We start from the raw sequence: 21,641 nt of genomic DNA, 5'->3' as shown, positions 1-21,641 counted from the left end.
TTATTTCGGCGTACTCATTTGTTATTTCGGCGTACTCATTTGTTATTTCGGCGTACTCATTTGTTATTTCGGCGTACTCATTTGTTATTTCGGCGTACTCATTTGTTATTTCGGCGAACGCATTTGTTATTTCGGCGAACGCATTTGTTATTTTGGCGTGTTTAGAATGCACTCTACTGGCGTGTCATTACTCAAATGTTGCAAAAAAATGTAGGTTGGGTTGACGTAAGGAAACCCAACCTACACCTTTTGACCACCCGCAACTGTTCGTTCCCAATGGACATCCGGGTAATGAGAGATCCGTTACCAACGATGGTACGGGCAAAGCTACAGATAGCCTACTGGAAATTCGGGCAGTGCCAGGTAACGGAAAGCCCCGAACTAGCACTTATTGGTACAGAAATTCGTCCAAGCTTTCTTGAGGTTGTAGGTTTGATGTCCGGGTGTGAGGTATTATGTTTTAACCCCCCAGCCCTGTGACTGTTGTGCAAGCTACCGCCCCCTCCACTAGCATTGCCGTGCCTCTTATTTCCCTATGTACCCAGAAGCAAAGATTAGCGATGCGGTTTCTTAATGCGGTTTCTTAACTCCCCCCGTGGCTGGAGCGCCGAGTCTTGCCAAGATGGTAGCAATAGTTATAATAACGAGCGCTGCTGCTGGATTTCCTCCCCCGATGAGATATGCTTCTCCGTCTGATAGTTCCTCGAACAAATCTGGACCGTCTTGCAGGTTTTGTATTTTTTTCATTGCTTTGTCCTTGATTTTGTTGATCTTTGTTGCGAGCTAAGTATGAACCGTTAATTTAACGGTTCATACTTTATATATTCGTTTTGAATAAACTTTTTATTCATCCCACTTTTGTCACAGGATAATTATGCAGTCAGAAACGCATTGCGTCAAATGATTAGTTGCGACGAACGGAGCGTACTCAACTCCAAGAAGCAAGCTAGGCGACGCAGAGCGACCTATTTTTCTAGAGAGAGTGATGGAAAAGCGTTAGGATTTCCAACAAATAAATTATCCAATCTTCTGAGGTGGGCATCTTCTTGCCCACCTTTGGCTGCGGGTGGACCAGACGCCCAGCCCACAAGAAGTAGTTGAGTATTTTTTTATTTGTCAGTCCTTTAAAAGAAATCAGCCACCCAAGGCGAGGCACCTGCAAATATTTGCGTAGCTGCTGAAATAGCTGTTTTTATCCCATGCAGTTTTCCGGCTATTTGCAAATGGTAGGGAGCGAACAAACTTGTATATAGTGGTGCTAGTTCTCGGACATCTAGCTGCAACTCACCCTTTCCACCTTTTGTAACTTCACCGCGTCCATTGGCAACAGAAAGGATGAATTTACCATTGTTTGCATCAAGCAAATTATCTTGAATATCTAAGTGCAGTTCAGCTTGAATTCCAGACGGATAACCCCGCATCTCTAGCGCCTTGACTACATCTACTACCCGCAGCAGCCAACGCATCGTATTCTTAAGCTTGGCAGTTTGCTCTGGTAGCAGCAATGTTAAGGAATCAATTGCAGAACTCCTCCATCGCACCCGGTCAATTTGAGAGCGATGACTGGCAAGAAAAGACCAGAATGTTTGTGCAGCCGCAGCACTGAGAATTACCCAATCTTTGATTCGCAGGATTGCACCATCTTCTGCTGGATGTTGGCTGAAGAGGATATAGCCTTCGGGTTTTTCTTTTGTACCGATAAAATATGCGTAAAATGTTTCTTTGTCATCTGGCTGGATTAAGCGCTCCCAGATTGCTCGATGTCGGTCTAAATATCCATGCGTTAATCTGGCCTGCTGCTGATATAGTTCATGAAAGACTTGATGATTGATTGGCACTATTGGTTGCAAAGGTAGGAGTTGCTCCCGCAGTTGGATACTTTTAGCAGGAACTTCCCAATTACACCAGTGACCCCCCTGCTCATAGCCTACTTTTCGGTACAAGCCTTGAATAGAGGGATAAAGAGCGGAGAGCGGTATACCTCTAGCATAAAGTTCTTTGAGGGTGTGCTGCATGAGAGCGATCGCAGCTCCCGAACCACGATACTCTGGAGCAATACCTACTGCGGCAATTCCTGTCATGGGTACACGTTGACCACCCCACCACTGACCCATATCGAGAGTTGCCAATCCACCAATTACTTGCTGCAATCCCCGAATAATGCGGAAATTTTCTACACCAATAAGGTTGATGTAGACTTCCTCATTACCAGGTGAGCTAAAATAACACTGATTGAGGATATACCCCAGCTGCTGAATATCCTGGGGATGGGCAAGAGTGCTGTATTCAAATTTAGGCGTCATCTCTTATACCATTAATAATACAAAAGCAAAATTATACTACAACTAAGTTTGCTTAAAATTTGACCTTCTGAGGCTCAACTTTCACCTTCTGAGGCTCAACTTTCACCTTCTGAGGCTCAAGGTTGACCTTCTGAGGCTCAAGGTTGACCTTCTGAGGCTCAACTTTCACCTTCTGAAGCTCAACTTTCACCTTCTGAAGCTCAACTTTCACCTTCTGAAGCTCAACTTTCACCTTCTGAGGCTCAAACTTGGACTTCAAAACCTGGGTAATATCAAAATCTAGATTATAATTCCTAAGAAATATTTTTGCCTCAACAAAATACCAATGAATGTTGTCATCAATTTATTGCTTTTTTTGCTGCCGATTCTGAGTAGCCTTTTGATTGCCCAAACTTTCAACCCTTTATCTTCTTATCAGCCTCTCCAAGCTATAAACGGTGCAACTTTATATAAAAAACAATTAACTAATGGTAACGAAGCCTATTTACAAGTTATTGACCTTCGCAAAATGCACATAGACCAAATTACCGGAGAGGTAGATAACATGGGTCTAAATGAAGGGAAGTATTATAAAAGAGAAGGTGGATATTACAGCCCTTTTTTCAAAACCAAATTATTCTCTGAAGTTGCAGACGAATATAAGAAACTTTACGCAAACAACGTTTTTTCGATGATTAATTGTTCTTTTTTTGAGCAATACCAATCTAGTTCTCAATTATCCTTTCCAATTAAACTCAATGGTGTAGTCATCAGTGGTGGTACTAGCCCTTATGGGCCAATCAAGCAGCCAAAAGAGAAATACTATAGTAATATTCACCTCAAAGCCCTAGTCTGGAATAGTAATCAGGCATACATTACCGATTACGACCAAGTTAGTGGTGCGCCTGTCAACCAAAAAGCAGTGAACAATGCCATTGTCACTTACCGATACAGCGATCATCCGGCGAAAGTATTAGCCCAAAACCAAGCGAATAAGTATCAAGTTATCGGTACTCTGGACAAAGATAGTGTTAAGGGTGATGAGTTATTGTTGATTATGACGGTGAACCAAACAACTCTAGATGAGGCAGCCGATTTATTACGTAAATTAGGAGTCAAAGGCGATATCATTACCGTTGACGGCGGCAGGTCAACTTATTTATTTAATTCCCAGAACGGAAATATTATTGTTCCACAACTGTCTAATCTGCAAGAAAATCCTGCTTTCCGACACCTACCTCATTATCTGGGATTCCGTAAGAAAAGCAAAAATCAGGTTGCGCCAAAAATCTTGATTAGTCAGCCAGTGAAGAAAGTACTTCCAAAGAAAGATCAGCCTTATTTAATATTGTGGCGGGATAATTTTGACGGCGATGTCTCGATTAAGTTGTACGATGGAAACAAACTTATCCAAAACATTTCTTCCCGTACCGCTAGCGATGGAGTTTATGAGTGGACACCACGTATTCCCGTAAAAGAAGGCTATTTTATTCGTATTTCTAGCTGGAAAAACCGGAATATTTTTGGGCAGTTGCAATTGTAATCAAGATAAGCGCTGTTTTTAGCGGTGCGGAATGGAAAAATGAAAGGGATAACTAGCTAAACGCAAACCTCTCAACAAGTTTGGCGGTGTGGCAGTGATCGGAATTGTCATCGTTTCTCACAGTAAACAACTAGCTTTGGGTGTGCGCGAACTCGCCGCGCAGATGGTTCAGGATCAAGTTCCTATGGCTGTTGCAGCAGGTATTGAAGATCCGGAAAACCCACTGGGTACAGATCCCATCCAGGTTTATGAGGCGATCGCTTCTGTTTTCTCTGATGATGGTGTCTTGGTGTTAATGGATTTGGGTAGTGCTTTGCTGAGTGCAGAAATGGCAATAGAGTTTCTCTCAGAAGCACAACAGCAAAAAGTGCATTTGTGTGAAGCACCTCTAGTAGAAGGGGCGATCGCTGCTGTCGTGGCTGCGGCATCTGGTAGGGATATTCACCAAGTTATGGCGGAAGCACGCGGCGCACTCCAAGCAAAAGCAACTCAATTGGGTGTAGTTAGTAAGCCGTTGTCAGTTGTCACCTCAACAACAACTAATATAGAATCACCAACGCCAGAAATCCGGCTGATTATGAGCAATCGCTTAGGATTACATGCCCGTCCCGCCGCACAGTTTGTGGCAACCGTAGCCCGATTTAAATCCCAAATTCTGGTGCAGAATTTAACGAGAAATACTGAGCTAGTCAGGGGTGACAGTATTAACCAAGTTACAACTTTAGGGGTGCGTCAAGGACACGAACTGGTGATTACTGCTACTGGTTCTGATGCAAATGAAGCGCTGGCGGCATTACAGGCATTATTCGCAAATAATTTTGGTGAAGATAATGTTGCCTTGAATTCTCCACCAGCATTTCACCATGAAATTACTCCAGCAACTCACGGCGAACTTTTGGGAATTGCAGCTTCTAGTGGAGTAGCGATCGCACCCGTTGTTCATTATCAACCCACCCAGATTCATATTACGCAACACCACGTAGAGGATGTTGAGGCAGAGTGGCAACGAGTACAAGCAGTAATTCACATTGCCCGACAAGAAATCCAAGCAGTTTTCTCACAAGCATCGATTCAAATTGGTGACGCTGAAGCCGCCATTTTCGATGCCCAATTACTATTTTTAGAAGATCCAGTATTGTTGGAAGCGGTTAAAGAGCGCATCTTAGAACATCATCTAAATGCTGAAGCCGCTTGGCAAGCTGTAGTAGATGAAGTAGCAACTTCCTACCACACACTTGAGGATTCTTACCTGCAAGAGCGAGTTGACGATGTTGTAGATGTTGGGCAAAGGGTACTACGATTACTAGCTGGCAATGCCCCTGCAAAAGTGCATCTTCAGGAACCTGCGATTTTGGTGGCGACTGATTTAACCCCCTCAGATACCGCTGGACTAGATCCGACAAAAGTGGTGGGTATTTGTACTACTTCTGGTAGCGCCACTTCCCACAGTGCAATTATCGCCCGGACATTGGGTATTCCCGCAGTCTTGGGAGTAGATGCCCAGGTGTTGCACTTGGCAGATGGTACACTTATGGCACTTGATGGTGAAAGCGGCAAAGCTTGGGTAGAACCAGAATCACATATCCTGGATCTACTGGCAGCAAAGCAGTCAGCTTGGCAAACCGCCCAACAGGAAGCACGAGCTACGGCACATCAGCCAGCAATTACTCGTGATGGTCGGCAAGTTAGCGTTTTCGCCAATATTGGTAGTATAAGTGATGTCCAAGTTGCTGTGGCTAGCGGTGCCCAAGGCGTGGGGCTACTCCGCACTGAGTTTCTCTATCTAGATCGGACAAACGCCCCCACTGAACAAGAACAACTAGCAGTGTATCAGGCGATCGCCCAAGTTTTAGATAATCGTCCGCTAATTATTCGTACTTTAGATGTAGGTGGTGATAAGCCACTTCCTTATTTGAAAGTAGGGTTAAGAGAAGCTAACCCTTTCTTAGGCTGGCGGGGAATTCGTTTCTGTTTAGATCATTTAGATTTGTTCAAAACTCAGTTACGGGCAATTTTGAGAGCCAGTGTGGGACACCAAATTAAGATCATGTTGCCGATGATTGCGACTGTAACTGAGGTACGTGCAGCTAAGGTAATTTTGGGTGAAGTGCAGGCGGAATTAAATCAAGCTGGTATTTCCTTTGATGCAGCGATGAAAGTAGGCATTATGGTGGAGGTACCGTCAGCAGTAGCGATCGCTGATCAGCTAGCAACTGAAGTAGACTTCTTTAGTATAGGTACTAATGATCTGAGTCAGTATACCATGGCTAGCGATCGCACTAATCCACGCGTGGCAAATTTGGTTGATGCGCTACACCCAGCAGTGTTGCGAATGGTGCAGCAAACTATCCAAACTGCCCATGCGGCGGGGATTTCGGTAGGATTATGTGGAGAATTGGCAGCAGATACTTTAGCAACACCAATTTTACTAGGTTTGGGGCTGGATGAGTTGAGCGTGAATCCCCAAAGTATACCTAGATTGAAGCAGGCGATCGCTCGGTTAAGTATAGTTGAATGTGAGGCGATCGTGGCATCAGCATTACAACAGGATTCCGCAGTTCATGTCAGAGAGTTAATCTCAACTTCAATTACTCCGCCTGCATAATACTAATTCATAATTAATCGTTAAAATCTTATTCCCAGTTGCCCGTTAAAGCCACGAATAGAATTGTAACCAGCACCAACAAAAACGTTATTAGTAGCACCTACCTGAACGCCACCTGAAACTGCAACACCTTTATCCTCTGAATAAAGTCCAACTCCTACATAGGGTGAAATAACAGGCAAACTGATAAATTTCAAAACATCTACTCCCGTAGCACCATCCGGGCCAATTCCTAGCTCGACCCCAAAATTCAAAGCCCTAGTTCCTACAGCATAAGTTATATCACCATCTTTTCCACCGACTGAAACCCAAGGTTGCGGTATAAGTTGAGCCGATGCTTGACTTGGGGCAAATAAAGCTAACAAACCTATAAATGTAATTAATGTTCTAGCAATAATCGCTATTTTCACATTGTTCTCCTCCACTAACTGCTGCATCTTAATTGTTTTCTCACAACTACCCTTGCTTCAGCACTACTGTTAACTAGGGTTTGTCCATGATCGATAATTGTGACGGATTGAACATCATTTGAGTGCCCGATGAGTACAAGCATTATTTTGGTAATGTCATATTAATTACAGCAATATGCGATCGCAATTTTTAATCGCCAGGTATATTTGCTGATTACTTTATCAAAATACTTAAATGCTTTCTCAAAAAAGCATTTGACTTTTTGATTTCGGTATATCACGCATTCATTACCTCGTTCCTAGTCTCCGACTGGAAATGCCTATTTTGAGGCTCTGCCTCCCTTACTCGCAAAACAGCCCAATAAGGAGCATTTCTAGACAGAAGCTGGAAACGAGATTTTAAAAGGAGTATGCGTCTACATGAATTGCCCCTACGGTAAATCAAGGCTTTTACTATCTTTTTGCATAAGTCCTGTTAACACCAATGACAGCTATGCATCCCTACTCAAAAGTGGACACATCTCGCAGCACATTCGGAATTTCCCCTTGAGATAAAGGAAACTCCAGCAAAGTTTCTCTAATACCTAAATACCCAGATTCAGCAAACGACAAAAGCATTCGCGAAAGCGCTAGCCAAACCTCCGGTTCATATTCCCAATCACGATAACGCGAAGCTTGACCAGCAATTGAACGTAGCGCCCAGAAATAAGAGTTCCGCACCACAGAACCGCCCTTCTTAAACTCTGGCAAATCTTCGTGGTGGATAAAAAGTATTTTATTATCAATTCTGGTTCTCATAGCAATTTTAAATTTTAGATTTTAGATTTTGGATTAAAAGTCAATCTTAAGTAGGGTGTGTTACGGCTTTAGCCTAACGTACCATGTTGTGTTGCGGTGCGTCAGGCGCTCGTGTCATATTTTGCTTACAAATTATATCGAAATATACGCCTAACAAACGGCAGTTATGAACTAGGGAAGCCTCATTTACTTCTGCCTTGCCTACAGTAACTTTATTTTTACTTGATAAATGTTCTCTTATATTTTGGATTAAAATTATTAATAAAAATCTGTTTAAATAATCTCAAATAATACTATTTTTATCAATTATATAGAGACTTTGCAATCACAAAATTTCTACACTAATCCCTAAAAATTGGCGCTTAAACCCACACGAAAAGTGAATCCAGGGCTATATATGCGATTAACTCGCTCATATTGCTCACCGAGTAGATTTTCTAAATAAACTGTCAGTCCTAAATTGCTAGTTAAAGGTATACGACCGCTCAAATCTAAATTCACAAAAGATGGTGCAAAATCTGTAGTCTTGTCACCAGGGTTTGTAAAGAAGGCTCTACGAGCGCCACTATTGTAAGTAACATACAAGTTAGCCTGCCAACCTGAATTTTCATAACCTACGCCAGTTTGAAGTACAGAGTAGGGAATCAAACCTAACTGTAAACCTTTCTCTAAACCTGTTTTTATTTGGGAATCTGTATAAGTATAGTTGAGGAAAGTTGACCAGCCAGCGGCAATTCTTAATTGCAAAGCTGCCTCTAAACCATTGGTATCTACTAGTCCAATGTTTGCCCATTTTCCATCTATGACTCCCAAGCGATCGCCTATACTACTACCAAAGTAAGTAAACTGTCCAATCAGATTTTCTGAAAAATTTATATCCACTCCTGCACTCCAAGTCGAGCCAGTTTCCGGTCTTAAATCAGGATTAGGTTCCCAACCATGAACCGTATCATAAACATACAACTGATCTAATCCAGGATTGCGTTGTCCCCTTGCCCAACTTCCACGCACAGCTACTATTGGTGTGACAGCATAACGTAACCCAACACTAGGATTGAGATAATTACCAAATTGGCTGTCAAAGCTTTGCCTTAGCCCTAAATCTATCAGAAAATTCTCGCCAATATTCCAAGTATTGACAGCAAATAAAGCTGTATTCAACAAACTCCGATCTTCAGTTTCATTTTTGGCAATACTACTAGGATTTGTACTCAAAACATCACCGATTAAGTCAGTGTTTTTCAAATCTAATCCCCAGCGCAATTTATTATTGGAAGTAACTTTCCACTCATGATCTACCCTGGCTGTGAGTTGTTGTGTATCTAAAGCTCCTGTACGGTAAAATGCTCCTGTAGGGCCATAGGTGCTGAAATAATCTTGGTTATAACCAATTGAGGTTGTCAGGTTAGAGCTTTCCCCATTACCTAGCCGAGTTTTCCAGGATAAGCCAACGTTTAAACCATCGTGGTCTAATCTATCTTTTTGGAGAGGAAAACCGAAATAAATTAAGCCGCGACGACTGCTGAGTTTAGTAACATCTAAATTCAAAGAATTTTTCTGATCTAAATCTAGTCCAATACTACCAAAGTAGGTACTTGTAGCTGTGTCTGCATTTGAGAAAAACCCCTGACTATCACGATTTGCTGCACCTACAGGGACGCGGTAACGGTTATCTGTAAAGAATCTTTCAAAGCTGAAGTTGTACTTGATATTATTAGATGAACCACCATAGCTCACTTGTTGATTATTTAAACTCAATGAGCCAAATTCTGCACTACCACTCAATTTAGGTTTGCCATAACCTTCCTTGGTTATAATATTCACAACTCCTCCAAAAGCTGAGGAACCATACAATGCGGAGGCTGTACCGCTGTATAATTCCACTCGTTCAATAGCCTCTACAGGAATACTATTTAAGTCAGTTCCACCATGATAAGTATTGACATTATTGTTAATTGGTCTACCATTAATCAAAAATACAGACTGATTAATTGAGGCTCCCCGGTAGTATGTACCTGTGTGAGTATCCGCACCATGACCGACATCATTGATTGCAAAACCAGGCATTCTTTTCAAAATATCAGCTAAACTTGTAGCACCTTGCTTTTGAATTTCTTCTTTATCAATTACGTAAGTTGGAGTAGATTGAGGTAGGTTATCTTTTTCTCCGATCACTTCTAGATAAATGACTGCATCATCGGTGGTATCAGACTTTGTTTCTGGCTGATTCTCTGGGTCAATTTCATTCGGTGCAGATTGTTGAGTTAATAATTCGGCATTAGTGGTGGGTAGCTCGATTTCACTCAAACTCGGAATATCTGAAATGACTTCGGTTGATTTATCACTATTTCTCTGTTTAATTTCACTCTCAGCAGCTAAGCTAGGAAACGCTATTAGTAAACTCGGTAAAGCAACTTTTAGCAACAAAAAATCCTTTTTCACGTTCTCTTTCACACTAAGTAAAAACTGTTACCACGTAGTATTGTGGCTGTAATGGTAAAATCATGTCAAAAGACACGCTGTCATATTTCTACAGTTCAGATAAGACTGTTGAGCAATTCACTATCGGTTAAACACCAGAGCGATCGCATATATAGATACAGACCTAACAAGAATAGCCCCCTCTCTACAAGGCAAGGGGAGTATATTCAAAGCTTCTGACGCCACGTGCTTCTTTCTTGAAAGACGCGCAAGGACAAGTCGGCAGAGCCGCTCAACGCAGTGGCTCCTCCTTTTAGGAGAGAGGTCAAAGTGTATTGCAATAAACGAAAAGCTATAAATGAATGGCGTTGCAGAACAGTGAGATGAATTGGAGCAAGCATGGGAGCAAGAAACCCGATAATTTTCTAACTTAAGGAATAGAGATTTCTATCACTACTGATAGAGTAAATGATATGATTTTCTAAGTTAAATTTAAATGTTGAAAATTGTAACAAGTTTTTAATAATTTTAATTTATAACTATTTATTAATTTTTCAAAAAAACCGAAAGCTAATTATTTGCCGAAAAACTAATTACTGAAAATTTACTTATGTATGTAGCTATATGGCCAGGGAATGTATATCCTTTAGGCGCAACTTGGGATGGGAAAGGGACAAACTTTGCTTTATTTTCGGAAAATGCAACAGGGGTAGAGCTTTGTTTATTTGATAATGACGGCGAAGAAATTCGTTTGCCTTTGACAGAAAAAAACAATTTTGTTTGGCATGGTTACTTACCGGGAGTCGGTCCAGGTCAAAAGTATGGGTTTAGAGTACATGGGATGTGGGCACCGGAAGCAGGTCATCGATTTAATCCTAATAAACTATTGATTGACCCCTACGCCAAGGCAATTGACGGTGAGTTTAGTAATGATCCAGCTGTCTTTGGCTACTCTCTAGACGCTGAGGAAAAAGACTTAGTTTTTTCTGAACTAGATGATGCCAAATTAATGCCCAAATGTGTTGTGGTCGATCAATCTTTTGATTGGGAAGGCGATAAACTGCTTGCGACACCTTGGTATAGAACTGTTATTTATGAAACTCACGTCAAAGGTTTTACTAAACTACACCCAGCTATTCCAGAAGAGTTGCGCGGCACTTATGCTGGTTTAGCGCATCCTGCTGCAATTCAACACTTACTGCAATTAGGAATTACAGCAGTCGAGTTGATGCCAGTACATCATTTTCTATCTCATCCAGGACATTTAGAAGACAAAGGGTTAAGCAATTACTGGGGCTACGATTCCATTAATTATTTTGCCCCTTATTCTAGTTACAGTGCTAGTGGAACTGGGGGAGAACAAGTCACCGAATTCAAGCAAATGGTCAAGGCACTACATTTTGCCGGAATTGAAGTGATTTTAGATGTGGTCTACAACCACACTGGCGAAGGAAATCATTTAGGGCCAACCCTATCTTTACGAGGTATTGATAATTCTGTATATTACCGTTTGGTAAAGGATGACCCTCGTTACTACATGGACTTTACAGGCTGCGGTAACTCTCTGAATGTGCGTCATGCTCAAGTTCTGAAGTTAATCATGGATAGCCTGCGCTATTGGGTAATAGAAATGCATGTAGATGGCTTCCGCTTTGATTTGGCCTCGGCGCTGGCGCGGGAATTATATGAAGTAGATAACCTATCAGCTTTCTTTGATATTATTCATCAAGACCCAATCTTGGCAGATGTGAAGCTGATTGCTGAACCTTGGGACTTAGGAGAAGGCGGCTATCAAGTCGGGAACTTTCCACTGCGTTGGTCTGAGTGGAATGGTAGATATCGGGATACAGTCAGAGATTTTTGGCGTGGTGTAGATGATAGTTTAGGACAATTTGCTTACTGTTTTACAGGTAGCCCTGACCTGTATCAAACAAATGGGCGTAACCCAAATGCAAGTGTTAATTTCATAACTGCTCATGATGGTTTCACGTTAAATGATTTGGTCAGCTACAACGAAAAGCATAACGAGGCAAACGGGGAAGACAGTAGAGATGGTGAAAGCCATAATAGATCCTGGAATTGTGGTGCAGAAGGCGAAACCGACGATCCAGAAGTAATACGTTTGCGCGAACGGCAACGACGAAACTTTTTAGCAACCCTAATGCTATCTCAAGGTGTCCCAATGCTATTAGAGGGGGATGAAATTGGCTGTAGTCAAAAGGGAAATAATAATGTCTACTGCCAAGACAATGAAATTTCCTGGCGACATTGGGATTTGCATAAAGCGAACGCAGATTTATTAGACTTCACACGTGAACTGATTAATTTTCGCCATCAGCATCCAGTATTCCGACGACGTAAGTGGTTTCAAGGTCGCCCCATTCACGGTTTAGGCATTAATGATATTGCTTGGTTTAATTCTGATGGCAGTGAAATGACTGAGAAGCAGTGGCTTATTAGCTATGCCAAAGTAATGGAGATTTTTTTTAATGGACAGGGAATTGCTACTCCAGGGGATCGTGGTGAGCGGATTATTGATGAAAGTTTTCTGCTATTTTTTAACGCTCACTACGAGTTAATCGAGTTTGCTTTACCTAATGAATTTAAAGAAAAAGTATGGGAGATAGTAATTGACACTAATGAACCTCGATTTTTAGACCGGGGAAAATTAGTTTCAGACTCTCAAACTGTACCAGTAACAAATCGTTCTCTGATGGTGTTACGCCTTATTAGTTAGCAATGCGAGCAGAAAAAATACTTAAATTTTTGCTGCACCTACAGAGACGCGGAATGATTTTTACTCGTAACTCTAATTAGAAAACGCAGACCTTCATTTACTGCTTCCGAATTGGGAAACATTTCTGCAACATCAGGTTCTAAAAAAACTGTCAATTTTTCAATATTCTTGTAAGGGACTTCACTTTTTTTGACATGATTGTCTGTCAAAACCTGATTTGATTGAGGTTTATTCTGTATTATGGTTGTTTGGGAATATGCAGCATTTAATTTATTAACTAGTGATTCCCAACTACTAACTTTCAGGTTAAAGTGAACCTTTGCATCCCGTAATGTTTTAAACTGTTGCTTCAAAATATCAACATTATAAATATGCTTCTGAGATACCTGTTTCTCTAAATTAAGGTCTGACTCAACCAGATCAACTACTTCATTAATAAGTCGGTCATGATTTTCGGCAATTTGAGCAGCAGCCCCTAAAATCCGAGAAGTTGCTTGTATCTGTACATCAGTCTCTTGTTTAAGGCGATCGGCAATACTGCGAATTTGATCTCCCAACCTCGCTTTACCTTTTTTTTGCGTGGTTGGTAGTGATTTTTTGTTCATGGATATGCTTGTTTATTCAGAAAGTATATCTTTAATTGCCAGCCAGATGCGTTTAAATTTTTGTACTAAACCCATAGGATTATTAGTTGTTTCTTCTTCCACCGAATCAACTAGAGATTGAATCCGATCCATACGCTCTGCTACAACGTAAAGATTATTTACTGCTTCATCCTTACTTGCTAAAGAGTCATGCAGTAGCACAACCATCTGAGCAATTTCTCGTTTTAGTTTTTCATTCTCGGCTTTCCGACGAGTTTCCCATCCCTTAATACTAGCTTTGGAACGACGCTCATATTTGAGTTCTGCTTTAGCCTCATTGTATAAAGTCAAATACATTTCTCGTTCAGAGTTGGCTGCATCATATTTGGTAAGCAATTCAGTTGCTCTCACTTTTTCTTCGTTGTAAAGGCAAAGTGTTTGTTGATGACTTTGTTGTTCATTAACATAAAACTGATAATTTTGAGTGACTCGCTCTTTTAGCTCATTAGCTTCGATTTGATAAGTTTGAATCTCTTGCTGGTGAACATGAACTAGCTGGGATATTTTCGCTTTTTCTTCGTTGTAAAGGTAGAGCGTCTTTTGATGATTTTCTTGCTCATCAACATAGAAGCGATAATTTTGAGTAATACGCTCTTTTAGCTCATTAGCCTCGATTTGATAAGTTTGAATCTCTTGCTGAACATGAACTAGTTGGGATGCAGCTTCTTGATATTCTTTGGCACGTTGTTGCCATTCATCGCGTTCAGATGCAGCTTCCTCATTTTCTTTCGCAAGTTTTCGCGCCTCCTCAAGATTGGCGCGAACAGTCATCAATGAAAGTTTAAGCTCATGATAAGAAGCTGGTTCTTTCTGCCGTGAGCGAGGATTATTGACAGCGTTGTCATGATTAGAATCTCTGCGATCTGCTCTCCTCATTGTCATAATTTCTATTCCTATGTAAGCATTTGTTAGATTTAAGTATAAGTATTCAGTTTAGCCGAGATAAACTTATTGAAGTGTGATCTCGGTTCTACTGGTAATATGATCTGACCTCTCTCTTAAAAGGAGAGAGGCTTTGAGGCTTACTCTCCTTCCTTTGCAGGAAAGGGGCTGTTCTTGTTAGGTTTGTATTGAAATCAACTGAGAAGCGCTATATGTAGGAATTACAATTACGTTAGCATTGATAAAACTGGAAGCTTCACAGGCAGAATATAAGGCAATAATTTATGATTCAAACCTTACGCAAACTAGTTACATTCGATGAATTCGTTGCTAAATATCCTGACAACACAGGAAAACGTTATGAATTGCATGATGGAATAATAGTCGAAATGTCCCAACCAACAGGCGATCATGAACAGATTATCTTATTTTTAGTCCAAAAATTTATTCTAGAATATAGTCGCATCAGCCTACCCTATGGCATCCCGAAAACAGTATTAGTAAAACCGCTTGAAAGTGAATCGGCTTACTCACCAGATGTGCTGATATTAAATCTTCTTAATTTAGTAAACGAACCTCTGTGGAAAAAAGAATCTACTGTAAGCCAAGCAGAATCAATCCCCTTAGTAGTTGAGGTAGTGAGTAGCAATTGGCGTGATGATTATTTAAAAAAAGCTGCTGACTATGAGGCCGTAGGCATCCCAGAATACTGGATTGTAGACTATGCTGCTTTCGGCGGTAGACGGTTTATTGGCAATCCCAAACAACCAACTGTCTCGCTCTACACTTTAATTGAGGGAGAATACCAAGTTAGCCAGTTTCAAGGTAGCGATCGCATTATCTCACCTACTTTACCAGAGTTAAATTTAACCGCCGAACAGATTTTTAAAGCTGGTGAATAGCCTGCATAACCCTTACAGTATTAAAAAAGAGCGATTTCAGTTGCAAATGAAATTTGTTGTCGCAAACTCTTCAGTAAATCTAAAGTTTTTTTGTATCCTGTGTCTTTTGGCAAAATTGTGATGCTCTCTAACCATCCTACTTGACAATTTTGGCAACCCTAAAATTAGCGGGACAAAAAGCCCCGCAAATTGTTAATTCTTGAAGTGAGATTTTAGTCTACTTCCAGTCCTTATCTGCTTGTGAAAGCACATAATCTGCTACATCTTCAATTTGGTTAGGTTTCAAACGTTTGCCGAAGGCAGGCATGGCATTTTTACCTTTTGTAACTTGGGCAATAATCGCCTCTGCTGAGTACAAACCATACTTTTCCAAAGCATCTTTCTTCAGGTTTTTTTGCGCTTGAACCAAATTCTTACCTCCCGCATGACAAGAGGCACAATTGGCACTAAATACTTTAGCTCCACTAACAGCATCTGCTGCCAATGCTGTACTACTGAAGGCAAAGGTGAAAATTGCTATGCCTAACAGCATTATTGTAATAATTTTTTTCATTTCGTGTTTTCTCTGAACGGCTTATTCGGTGCAATATCCTCCATAATTGTCAGTTGAGCCGCTGCCATAGTCAAATGACAAGCTGTCAAACTTAACCCTAAACTTTTTTTAATTTTGAATGTTCAGATTTGGAGATTTAGAGTTGTGAGTACGGAGCGATGTCGAGACACTACGCGTAGCTTGTTTCTTTGCAGGAGTATGCATCTACACTGATGATTAAAATAAAAATTTAAGTCGGGTTGAATAATTTATAACCAATAAATGAGAATAATTTAAGGATGAAATATTAAAGATAAAAATTGTCTTGTTTCATCCTTTATACTTCATCTTTGTTATTTAGTTGACAGTCCCTAACTGAATAAGCGCATCTTCTGTAACACGACAAATTCGCCAATCATCTAATATAGATGCTCCCATACTAAGGTGGAATGCTTGGGCTGATTCGTTCCAATCCAACACACTCCACTCTAATCGTCCACAATTACGTTCTACAGCTATCTGGGCTACTTTAGTAAGCAGAGCTTTACCAATACCTTGCCTACGATATTCTGGTAAAACAAATAAATCTTCCAGATAAATTCCTGGCTTAGTTAGAAATGTTGAATAATTATGAAAAAATAGGGCAAAACCAACAGCTTGACCCGCAGATTCAGCTAAGATTGCCTCTACATACGTCCGTGAACCAAATAAATGCTCCTTAAGTGACAGAGCATTACCAGTAATAGCGTGAGATAATTTTTCATACTCTGCAAGCCCCTGAATTAATTTAAACAATATACTGCAATCAGCTGGTTGGGCAAAACGTACAATCAAATTGCTAGGCGAAGTCATTAGTCTATAGTCCATAGTTCATAGTCCATAGTCTATAGGCAACTGTGCAAGTTTTTTTGATTAATGACTAAACGCAAGCCGAAAGAAGGTACAAAACGCCCAGTTTTTGCAACTAGCAGTAGATGAAGCTTTCTAAATTCGTTAGGAATGTGGATTTAACAAAGACCAATTTTTGTAGGGTATATTATCGCGTAGCGTAACGCACCATCCTGAATTTTAGGTGCGTTAGGACATATGTCCGTAACACAATACCCTTCTCCTGTCAGAGACGCTGCGCGTAGCTTGCTTTCCTCTAAGGGTACGGGTGACGCTCCTATTGTCGTTAACGTTGACGCTAACACCAGTCGCCTACAGAAGGAAACCTCTGCAACGCACTGGCTCCCCTACGAAATTTAAGTTTTGCACTTTATTTTATCGATGTTCGTTAATGGAGCTAATTAGGTCAGGTATTGCATCTCTATCTTCATCAATGTAATTAAATCAACCAACCTTTTAAACGTTTGGCTATGTGGGGACGCCGCAATTTCCGCATGGCTTTGCTTTGAATTTGTCGCACTCGCTCACGAGAAAGATTGAACATGTTGCCAACTTCTTCTAAGGTACAGGGTTCGCTAGTTGTCAATCCATAACGCAGAGAAATCACATCTTTCTCGCGTGGAGTTAACACGTCACCCAAGACTTCCCAAATCTCCTGACGCATCATGTTTTCATTCATTTTTGCTTCTGGAGACAGGTTATCTTCATCTTCTAGCAAATCCATCAATTCCGTGTCTTCTTCTTTACCAACGCGGTGATTGAGAGAAAGTGCTTGACGCCTTAGTTGTTGTAGTTGGCGCAGTTGTTGCACACTAATTTCCAAAGTTTCTGCCATTTCACCTTCGGTGGGATTACGGCAGAGTTTTTGCTTGAGTTCCCGTTGAGCTTTTTTCAGCTTGTTAAGCTTTTCAACAATATGAATAGGTAGCCGAATTGTCCGCGCATCGTTAGCTATAGCTCTGGTAATCGCTTGTCTAATCCACCAATAGGCGTAAGTAGAAAACTTATATCCTTTATCTGGATCAAACTTTTCTGTAGCGCGATTTAAACCCATTGCTCCTTCCTGAATTAAATCCAGAAAAGGCACTCCCCGATTCAGATATCGCTTCGCAATAGAAACTACCAATCTCAGGTTCGAGCGAATCATTTTGCGTTTCGCTACTCTACCTTGATACAAGCGACTTTCTAATTGCTTTTCCGTCATTTCTAGCTCAGAAGCCACTTCTAGTTTGCTAGGTTCTTGTCCAAGTTTTAAGTGTAAGGCAGCTTGTAATTCCCTAATTTCCTCTATAAACCTGACTCGCCGCGCTAACTCTACCTCTTCATCAGCTTTTAACAGCGGATAACGCGCCATTTCTTTAAAAAACGCGCCTACAGCATCATCATGTTCGGTTTTATTGTATCCCGAAGGACGAGCCGCCGCCATCTCATCTCCATCCCGTTCGTCTGATTCCAGATTTTCTACTACAATTGGAGACTCTTCCTCCGCCACTGCATCTAAACTATCAAGTGATGGTTCTTCGCTATCAGCAGTATTCTCCAGTATTTCCATTTTTCCCAATTCAGCAATATTCATAGTTTCCTTTAGGGATTGTTGCTTTGTTTGGTACATAATTTAGTTACAGCTACTCATTTGAGGCTTGGTAGTTTTCCCTAAGGGATGAATGCACCCGTTTATATAGTAAAATACAGGCTGATGCTAATTTTTCTACAGTAATAAAAATTGGCATCTACCTAACATCTATGGGTTACGGTTATATACAACCTATAACAAAACTGACCTTAGCACCCAACAAAACTCTCTTCTCAGGTTCACAAGAGATATATTCTTTATTTTTTTCGGAATTATCAAATATGTCAAACCCCCTCAAACTTTCTCAAACTTAACAAATTTAAAAATCTTAGCTAACTATCCAAATTTCTTAAACTTTCATATATTTTTCTAAATAGTTTTAATGTTTAGGCGTTGGAAATCACTGGATAAATTGAAAACCTGGTGCTGGGGTTATGCATTCCCGATTTAAAGTTCCCCAGATAAGATAAATTACAATAATGGCAGCTTAATTTCGGCATGATCTTACTTGTATAAAAGCATCTCATATGCAGAAAGGGTTGAATATCTACCGATAGGCGGAAAAAGGCTACTCCCTATTTAGTAGATAGAGCAACTATTGCAGCAAGAGCCGACATGCTTTTATTTGTATAGTGGGCACCAAATATTTATTGCATGTATAGTTGATACGAATTTGTCTAGTAGATTACATAAGAGGAAACTTATCAAGTATTATGAATGATAACAGTATTGAGAAATACTATTTAAATTGAAGAAAGCAAAAAATTAGAGTTTATTTAGTTAATTTAATTTTGACCAGCAATGTGAAGAAAATCTCTAACGATAAAGTCAGTAACTATGTATATTATTAATGACGTAAATTTATCTCCTTTAGTGGTGGCCCAAGCTAGTGAATCATACCAGTCAGGTGCAACTCTTAATAGGTGGGTTGAAGTATTGGTAGACTGTCCAGGAAGTACAGGACTATTTATTTATCGATTGCCAGCCCAGTTAGAAATAAAACCAGGGGATATTTTGAGCGTGCCATTTGGGGCACAACAATTAGGAGCGATCGCTATTCGGTTACTGGCAAAACCAAATGTCGATTTACCACCAGAAAAAATCCGGGAAGTAGAAGATATAGTCAGCGTTGGATTTTTCCCAAGTGCTTATTGGGAATTACTCAATCGAGTTGCTGCATATTACTATACGCCCCTGATTCAAGTAATCCGGGTTGCTCTCCCACCAGGGTTGCTGGGGCGATCGCAGCGTCGTATCCGGATCATAAAAGGCAGGGAGGCAGAGGGGAGTAATTATTTACTTGCATCTGTCAATCCTTCAGCTTTCCTAACTCCAACTGCGCGGCAAATTTGGGAACTTTTACAAGCGCAGCCGGCGGGAGACTATAGTTTCGTCTACCTCCAACAAAAAGTCAAATCTGCTTATCGGGGAATTCGCGAGTTGTTGCGATTCGGTTTAGTAGAAAGCTACTTAGAACCGCCACGACTGACTCGACCAAAGCTGCAAAAAGCAGTCACACTCATAGGTACAATCGACCACGACTTAACTACTCGCCAAAGAGAGATTTTGGAAGTACTACGGCGGCGTAGTGGGGAGTTGTGGCAAAATGAATTACTGCAAATTTGCAATGCTAGTTCCTCTATCCTCAAGACGTTGGCACAAAAGGGTTACATCGTCATCGAAGAACGGGAAGTATTGCGAACAGAACAAGGCCCAGCATTAGTAGGCGATGGTGCTAAATCCTTAACTGCTGCCCAAACTAGCGCCTTAGAAACAATCCAGACACTAGATGGATTTGCTCAAGTTTTGTTGCATGGGGTGACAGGTTCGGGAAAAACCGAAGTATATTTGCAAGCGATCGCACCCCTCCTCAATCAAGGCAAATCCGCCCTTGTCTTAGTCCCAGAAATTGGACTCACACCCCAGTTAACTGACCGTTTTCGCGCCCGCTTTGGCAATAAAGTCAGCGTTTATCACAGCGCCCTTTCTGATGGTGAACGTTACGACACTTGGCGACAAATGCTCACTGGAGAACCCCAAGTTGTGATTGGTACTCGCAGCGCCGTTTTTGCCCCTTTGCCCAACTTGGGTTTAATTATTTTAGATGAAGAACACGACAGCAGCTTTAAGCAAGACTCCCCCATCCCCACCTACCACGCTCGCACCGTCGCCCAGTGGCGAGCAGAGTTAGAAAATTGTCCTTTGGTGTTAGGTTCCGCTACCCCTTCGTTAGAAAGTTGGGTAAGTATAAAGAGCAAGGAGGAAGGAGCTAGGAGTTATTACTTAAGTTTGCCCGAACGCATCAATTCCCGCCCTCTACCACCAGTGGAAATAGTCGATATGCGACAAGAGTTGCAGCAGGGAAATCGTTCTATATTTAGTAGATCGCTGCAAGAAGCTTTGCAACAGTTGCAAGAGAGAAAACAACAGGGGATTTTATTTATCCATCGCCGGGGACACAGTACCTTTGTATCTTGCCGCAGTTGTGGATATGTGTTGGAATGTCCGCACTGTGACGTGTCGCTGGCATATCACCACACCGAAGAAAAAGCCCCAGAATTATTGCGCTGTCATTATTGTAACTATGCGCGATCGCATCCCAAATTCTGCCCCGATTGTAGTTCCCCTTACCTAAAATTTTTCGGTAGTGGTACTCAACGAGTGGCGCAAGAATTAGCGCGACAATTCCCAGAGTTGCGCTTGATTCGCTTTGATAGCGATACTACCCGCAACAAAGGCTCACACCGTACCCTACTCACCCAGTTTGCCAACGGCGAAGCGCATTTATTAGTAGGTACGCAAATGCTCACCAAAGGTTTGGATTTACCCCAGGTGACACTTGTAGGCGTCGTTGCTGCCGATGGATTGCTGCATCTATCAGATTATCGCGCCAGTGAACGAGCATTTCAAACCTTGACTCAAGTAGCTGGACGTGCTGGTAGAGGTGATGATCCGGGTAGAGTGATTGTGCAGACTTATACCTCAGAGCATCAGGTTATTGAAGCAGTGCGATCGCACGATTATCAGTCTTTCTCTCAAACTGAATTAGAACAACGCCAAGCACTCAATTATCCCCCATATGGGCGGTTAATTTTGTTGCGCTTAAGTAGTCTCGATCCCATTCAAGTGCAGAATACGGCACAAATTATCGCCACAGCTTTGAGTACCCAAGAAGAATTCGAGATATTGGGGCCAGCACCGGCGAGTATTTTACGAGTAGCTAATCGTTATCGCTGGCAAATATTGATTAAATTTGCCCCGGATGCATTGCCACAATTGCCAGATTGGGAAGAAGTGCGATCGCTTTGTCCACCGTCTGTTAGCTTGACAATAGATGTAGACCCATTAAATATTATGTAGAGACACAAAATTTCGCTCCTTTAAAAGTCATCATTCCTGATAGTAGCAACTCATTGTCTATCAG

General features: G+C 41.3%; 18 protein-coding genes. 7 read left to right on the top strand and 11 right to left on the bottom strand.

The features are described from left to right. Positions 1-291 precede the first annotated feature (291 nt). Positions 292-480 carry a hypothetical protein gene (locus tag V7L29_RS29115; protein WP_334737658.1) on the top strand — a complete coding sequence of 63 codons (189 nt, stop codon included), beginning with the start codon at positions 292-294 and terminating at the stop codon, positions 478-480. A 90-nt stretch (positions 481-570) separates the two neighbouring features. Here V7L29_RS29115 and V7L29_RS29110 read toward each other — a convergent pair whose 3' ends face one another. From V7L29_RS29110 to V7L29_RS29100, 3 genes are all read right to left on the bottom strand, one after another. Then, positions 571-747, bottom strand: a complete 177-nt coding sequence (locus V7L29_RS29110) for a hypothetical protein (protein WP_334737657.1) — start codon at positions 745-747, stop codon at positions 571-573. Positions 748-1,124: 377 nt separating this feature from the next. Next, positions 1,125-2,303 carry a GNAT family N-acetyltransferase gene (locus tag V7L29_RS29105; RefSeq protein WP_334737656.1) on the bottom strand — a complete coding sequence of 393 codons (1,179 nt, stop codon included), beginning with the start codon at positions 2,301-2,303 and terminating at the stop codon, positions 1,125-1,127. 52 nt (positions 2,304-2,355) lie between these two features. Continuing rightward, complete coding sequence (locus tag V7L29_RS29100; RefSeq protein WP_334737655.1) at positions 2,356-2,535, bottom strand: hypothetical protein; 180 nt, start codon at positions 2,533-2,535, stop codon at positions 2,356-2,358. A gap of 93 nt (positions 2,536-2,628) precedes the next feature. Here V7L29_RS29100 and V7L29_RS29095 point away from each other — a divergent pair, with 93 nt between their 5' ends. Beyond that, entirely contained in the window at positions 2,629-3,825 is a 1,197-nt protein-coding gene (locus V7L29_RS29095) for a hypothetical protein (protein WP_334737654.1), read from the top strand. A gap of 94 nt (positions 3,826-3,919) precedes the next feature. Then, the gene (gene ptsP / locus V7L29_RS29090) at positions 3,920-6,430 is read left to right on the top strand and encodes a phosphoenolpyruvate--protein phosphotransferase (protein WP_334737659.1); all 2,511 of its coding nucleotides are present in this window, start codon (positions 3,920-3,922) and stop codon (positions 6,428-6,430) included. Positions 6,431-6,450: 20 nt separating this feature from the next. Here the strand turns inward: ptsP and V7L29_RS29085 are convergent, their stop codons facing one another. The 3 genes from V7L29_RS29085 to V7L29_RS29075 all read right to left on the bottom strand — a co-directional run bounded on the left by V7L29_RS29085 (position 6,451) and on the right by V7L29_RS29075 (position 10,080). After that, positions 6,451-6,840, bottom strand: coding sequence for a hypothetical protein (locus V7L29_RS29085; protein WP_334689423.1), 390 nt, complete (start codon positions 6,838-6,840; stop codon positions 6,451-6,453). Between the two features lie 501 nt (positions 6,841-7,341). Continuing rightward, complete coding sequence (locus V7L29_RS29080; protein ID WP_334737653.1) at positions 7,342-7,638, bottom strand: hypothetical protein; 297 nt, start codon at positions 7,636-7,638, stop codon at positions 7,342-7,344. Positions 7,639-7,986: 348 nt separating this feature from the next. Beyond that, positions 7,987-10,080 carry a TonB-dependent receptor plug domain-containing protein gene (locus V7L29_RS29075; RefSeq protein WP_334737652.1) on the bottom strand — a complete coding sequence of 698 codons (2,094 nt, stop codon included), beginning with the start codon at positions 10,078-10,080 and terminating at the stop codon, positions 7,987-7,989. Between the two features lie 589 nt (positions 10,081-10,669). Here V7L29_RS29075 and glgX point away from each other — a divergent pair. Then, positions 10,670-12,796 carry a glycogen debranching protein GlgX gene (gene glgX / locus V7L29_RS29070; protein WP_334737651.1) on the top strand — a complete coding sequence of 709 codons (2,127 nt, stop codon included), beginning with the start codon at positions 10,670-10,672 and terminating at the stop codon, positions 12,794-12,796. A 38-nt stretch (positions 12,797-12,834) separates the two neighbouring features. On the opposite strand, the gene V7L29_RS29065 is transcribed toward glgX, so the two are convergent. Continuing rightward, positions 12,835-13,401, bottom strand: coding sequence for a hypothetical protein (locus V7L29_RS29065; protein ID WP_334737650.1), 567 nt, complete (start codon positions 13,399-13,401; stop codon positions 12,835-12,837). Positions 13,402-13,413: 12 nt separating this feature from the next. Next, positions 13,414-14,322, bottom strand: a complete 909-nt coding sequence (locus tag V7L29_RS29060; protein ID WP_334689403.1) for a hypothetical protein — start codon at positions 14,320-14,322, stop codon at positions 13,414-13,416. 284 nt (positions 14,323-14,606) lie between these two features. Between V7L29_RS29060 and V7L29_RS29055 the strand changes: the two genes are divergently transcribed. Beyond that, on the top strand, positions 14,607-15,224 hold the full coding sequence (locus V7L29_RS29055; protein WP_334737649.1) for a Uma2 family endonuclease: 618 nt from the start codon (positions 14,607-14,609) through the stop codon (positions 15,222-15,224). A gap of 217 nt (positions 15,225-15,441) precedes the next feature. Here the strand turns inward: V7L29_RS29055 and petJ are convergent, their stop codons facing one another. After that, on the bottom strand, positions 15,442-15,777 hold the full coding sequence (gene petJ / locus V7L29_RS29050; RefSeq protein ID WP_334689405.1) for a cytochrome c6 PetJ: 336 nt from the start codon (positions 15,775-15,777) through the stop codon (positions 15,442-15,444). Positions 15,778-16,113: 336 nt separating this feature from the next. Next, positions 16,114-16,608: a GNAT family N-acetyltransferase gene (locus tag V7L29_RS29045; RefSeq protein WP_334737648.1), complete on the bottom strand. Its 495-nt coding sequence runs from the start codon at positions 16,606-16,608 to the stop codon at positions 16,114-16,116. A gap of 234 nt (positions 16,609-16,842) precedes the next feature. Here V7L29_RS29045 and V7L29_RS29040 point away from each other — a divergent pair, with 234 nt between their 5' ends. After that, positions 16,843-17,004, top strand: coding sequence for a hypothetical protein (locus V7L29_RS29040; protein WP_334737647.1), 162 nt, complete (start codon positions 16,843-16,845; stop codon positions 17,002-17,004). Positions 17,005-17,083: 79 nt separating this feature from the next. Here V7L29_RS29040 and V7L29_RS29035 read toward each other — a convergent pair whose 3' ends face one another. After that, entirely contained in the window at positions 17,084-18,256 is a 1,173-nt protein-coding gene (locus V7L29_RS29035; RefSeq protein WP_334689407.1) for an RpoD/SigA family RNA polymerase sigma factor, read from the bottom strand. A 798-nt stretch (positions 18,257-19,054) separates the two neighbouring features. On the opposite strand from V7L29_RS29035, the gene priA reads away from it, so the two are divergent. Beyond that, positions 19,055-21,577 carry a primosomal protein N' gene (gene priA / locus V7L29_RS29030; RefSeq protein ID WP_334737646.1) on the top strand — a complete coding sequence of 841 codons (2,523 nt, stop codon included), beginning with the start codon at positions 19,055-19,057 and terminating at the stop codon, positions 21,575-21,577. The last annotated feature ends 64 nt before the right edge of the window (positions 21,578-21,641 follow it).

The organism is Nostoc sp., from assembly GCF_036916575.1.
Taxonomy (GTDB): domain Bacteria; phylum Cyanobacteriota; class Cyanobacteriia; order Cyanobacteriales; family Nostocaceae; genus Nostoc.
The sequence above is the reverse complement of the archived record's forward strand: the minus strand, read 5'-3'. Positions and strand labels throughout refer to the sequence as shown.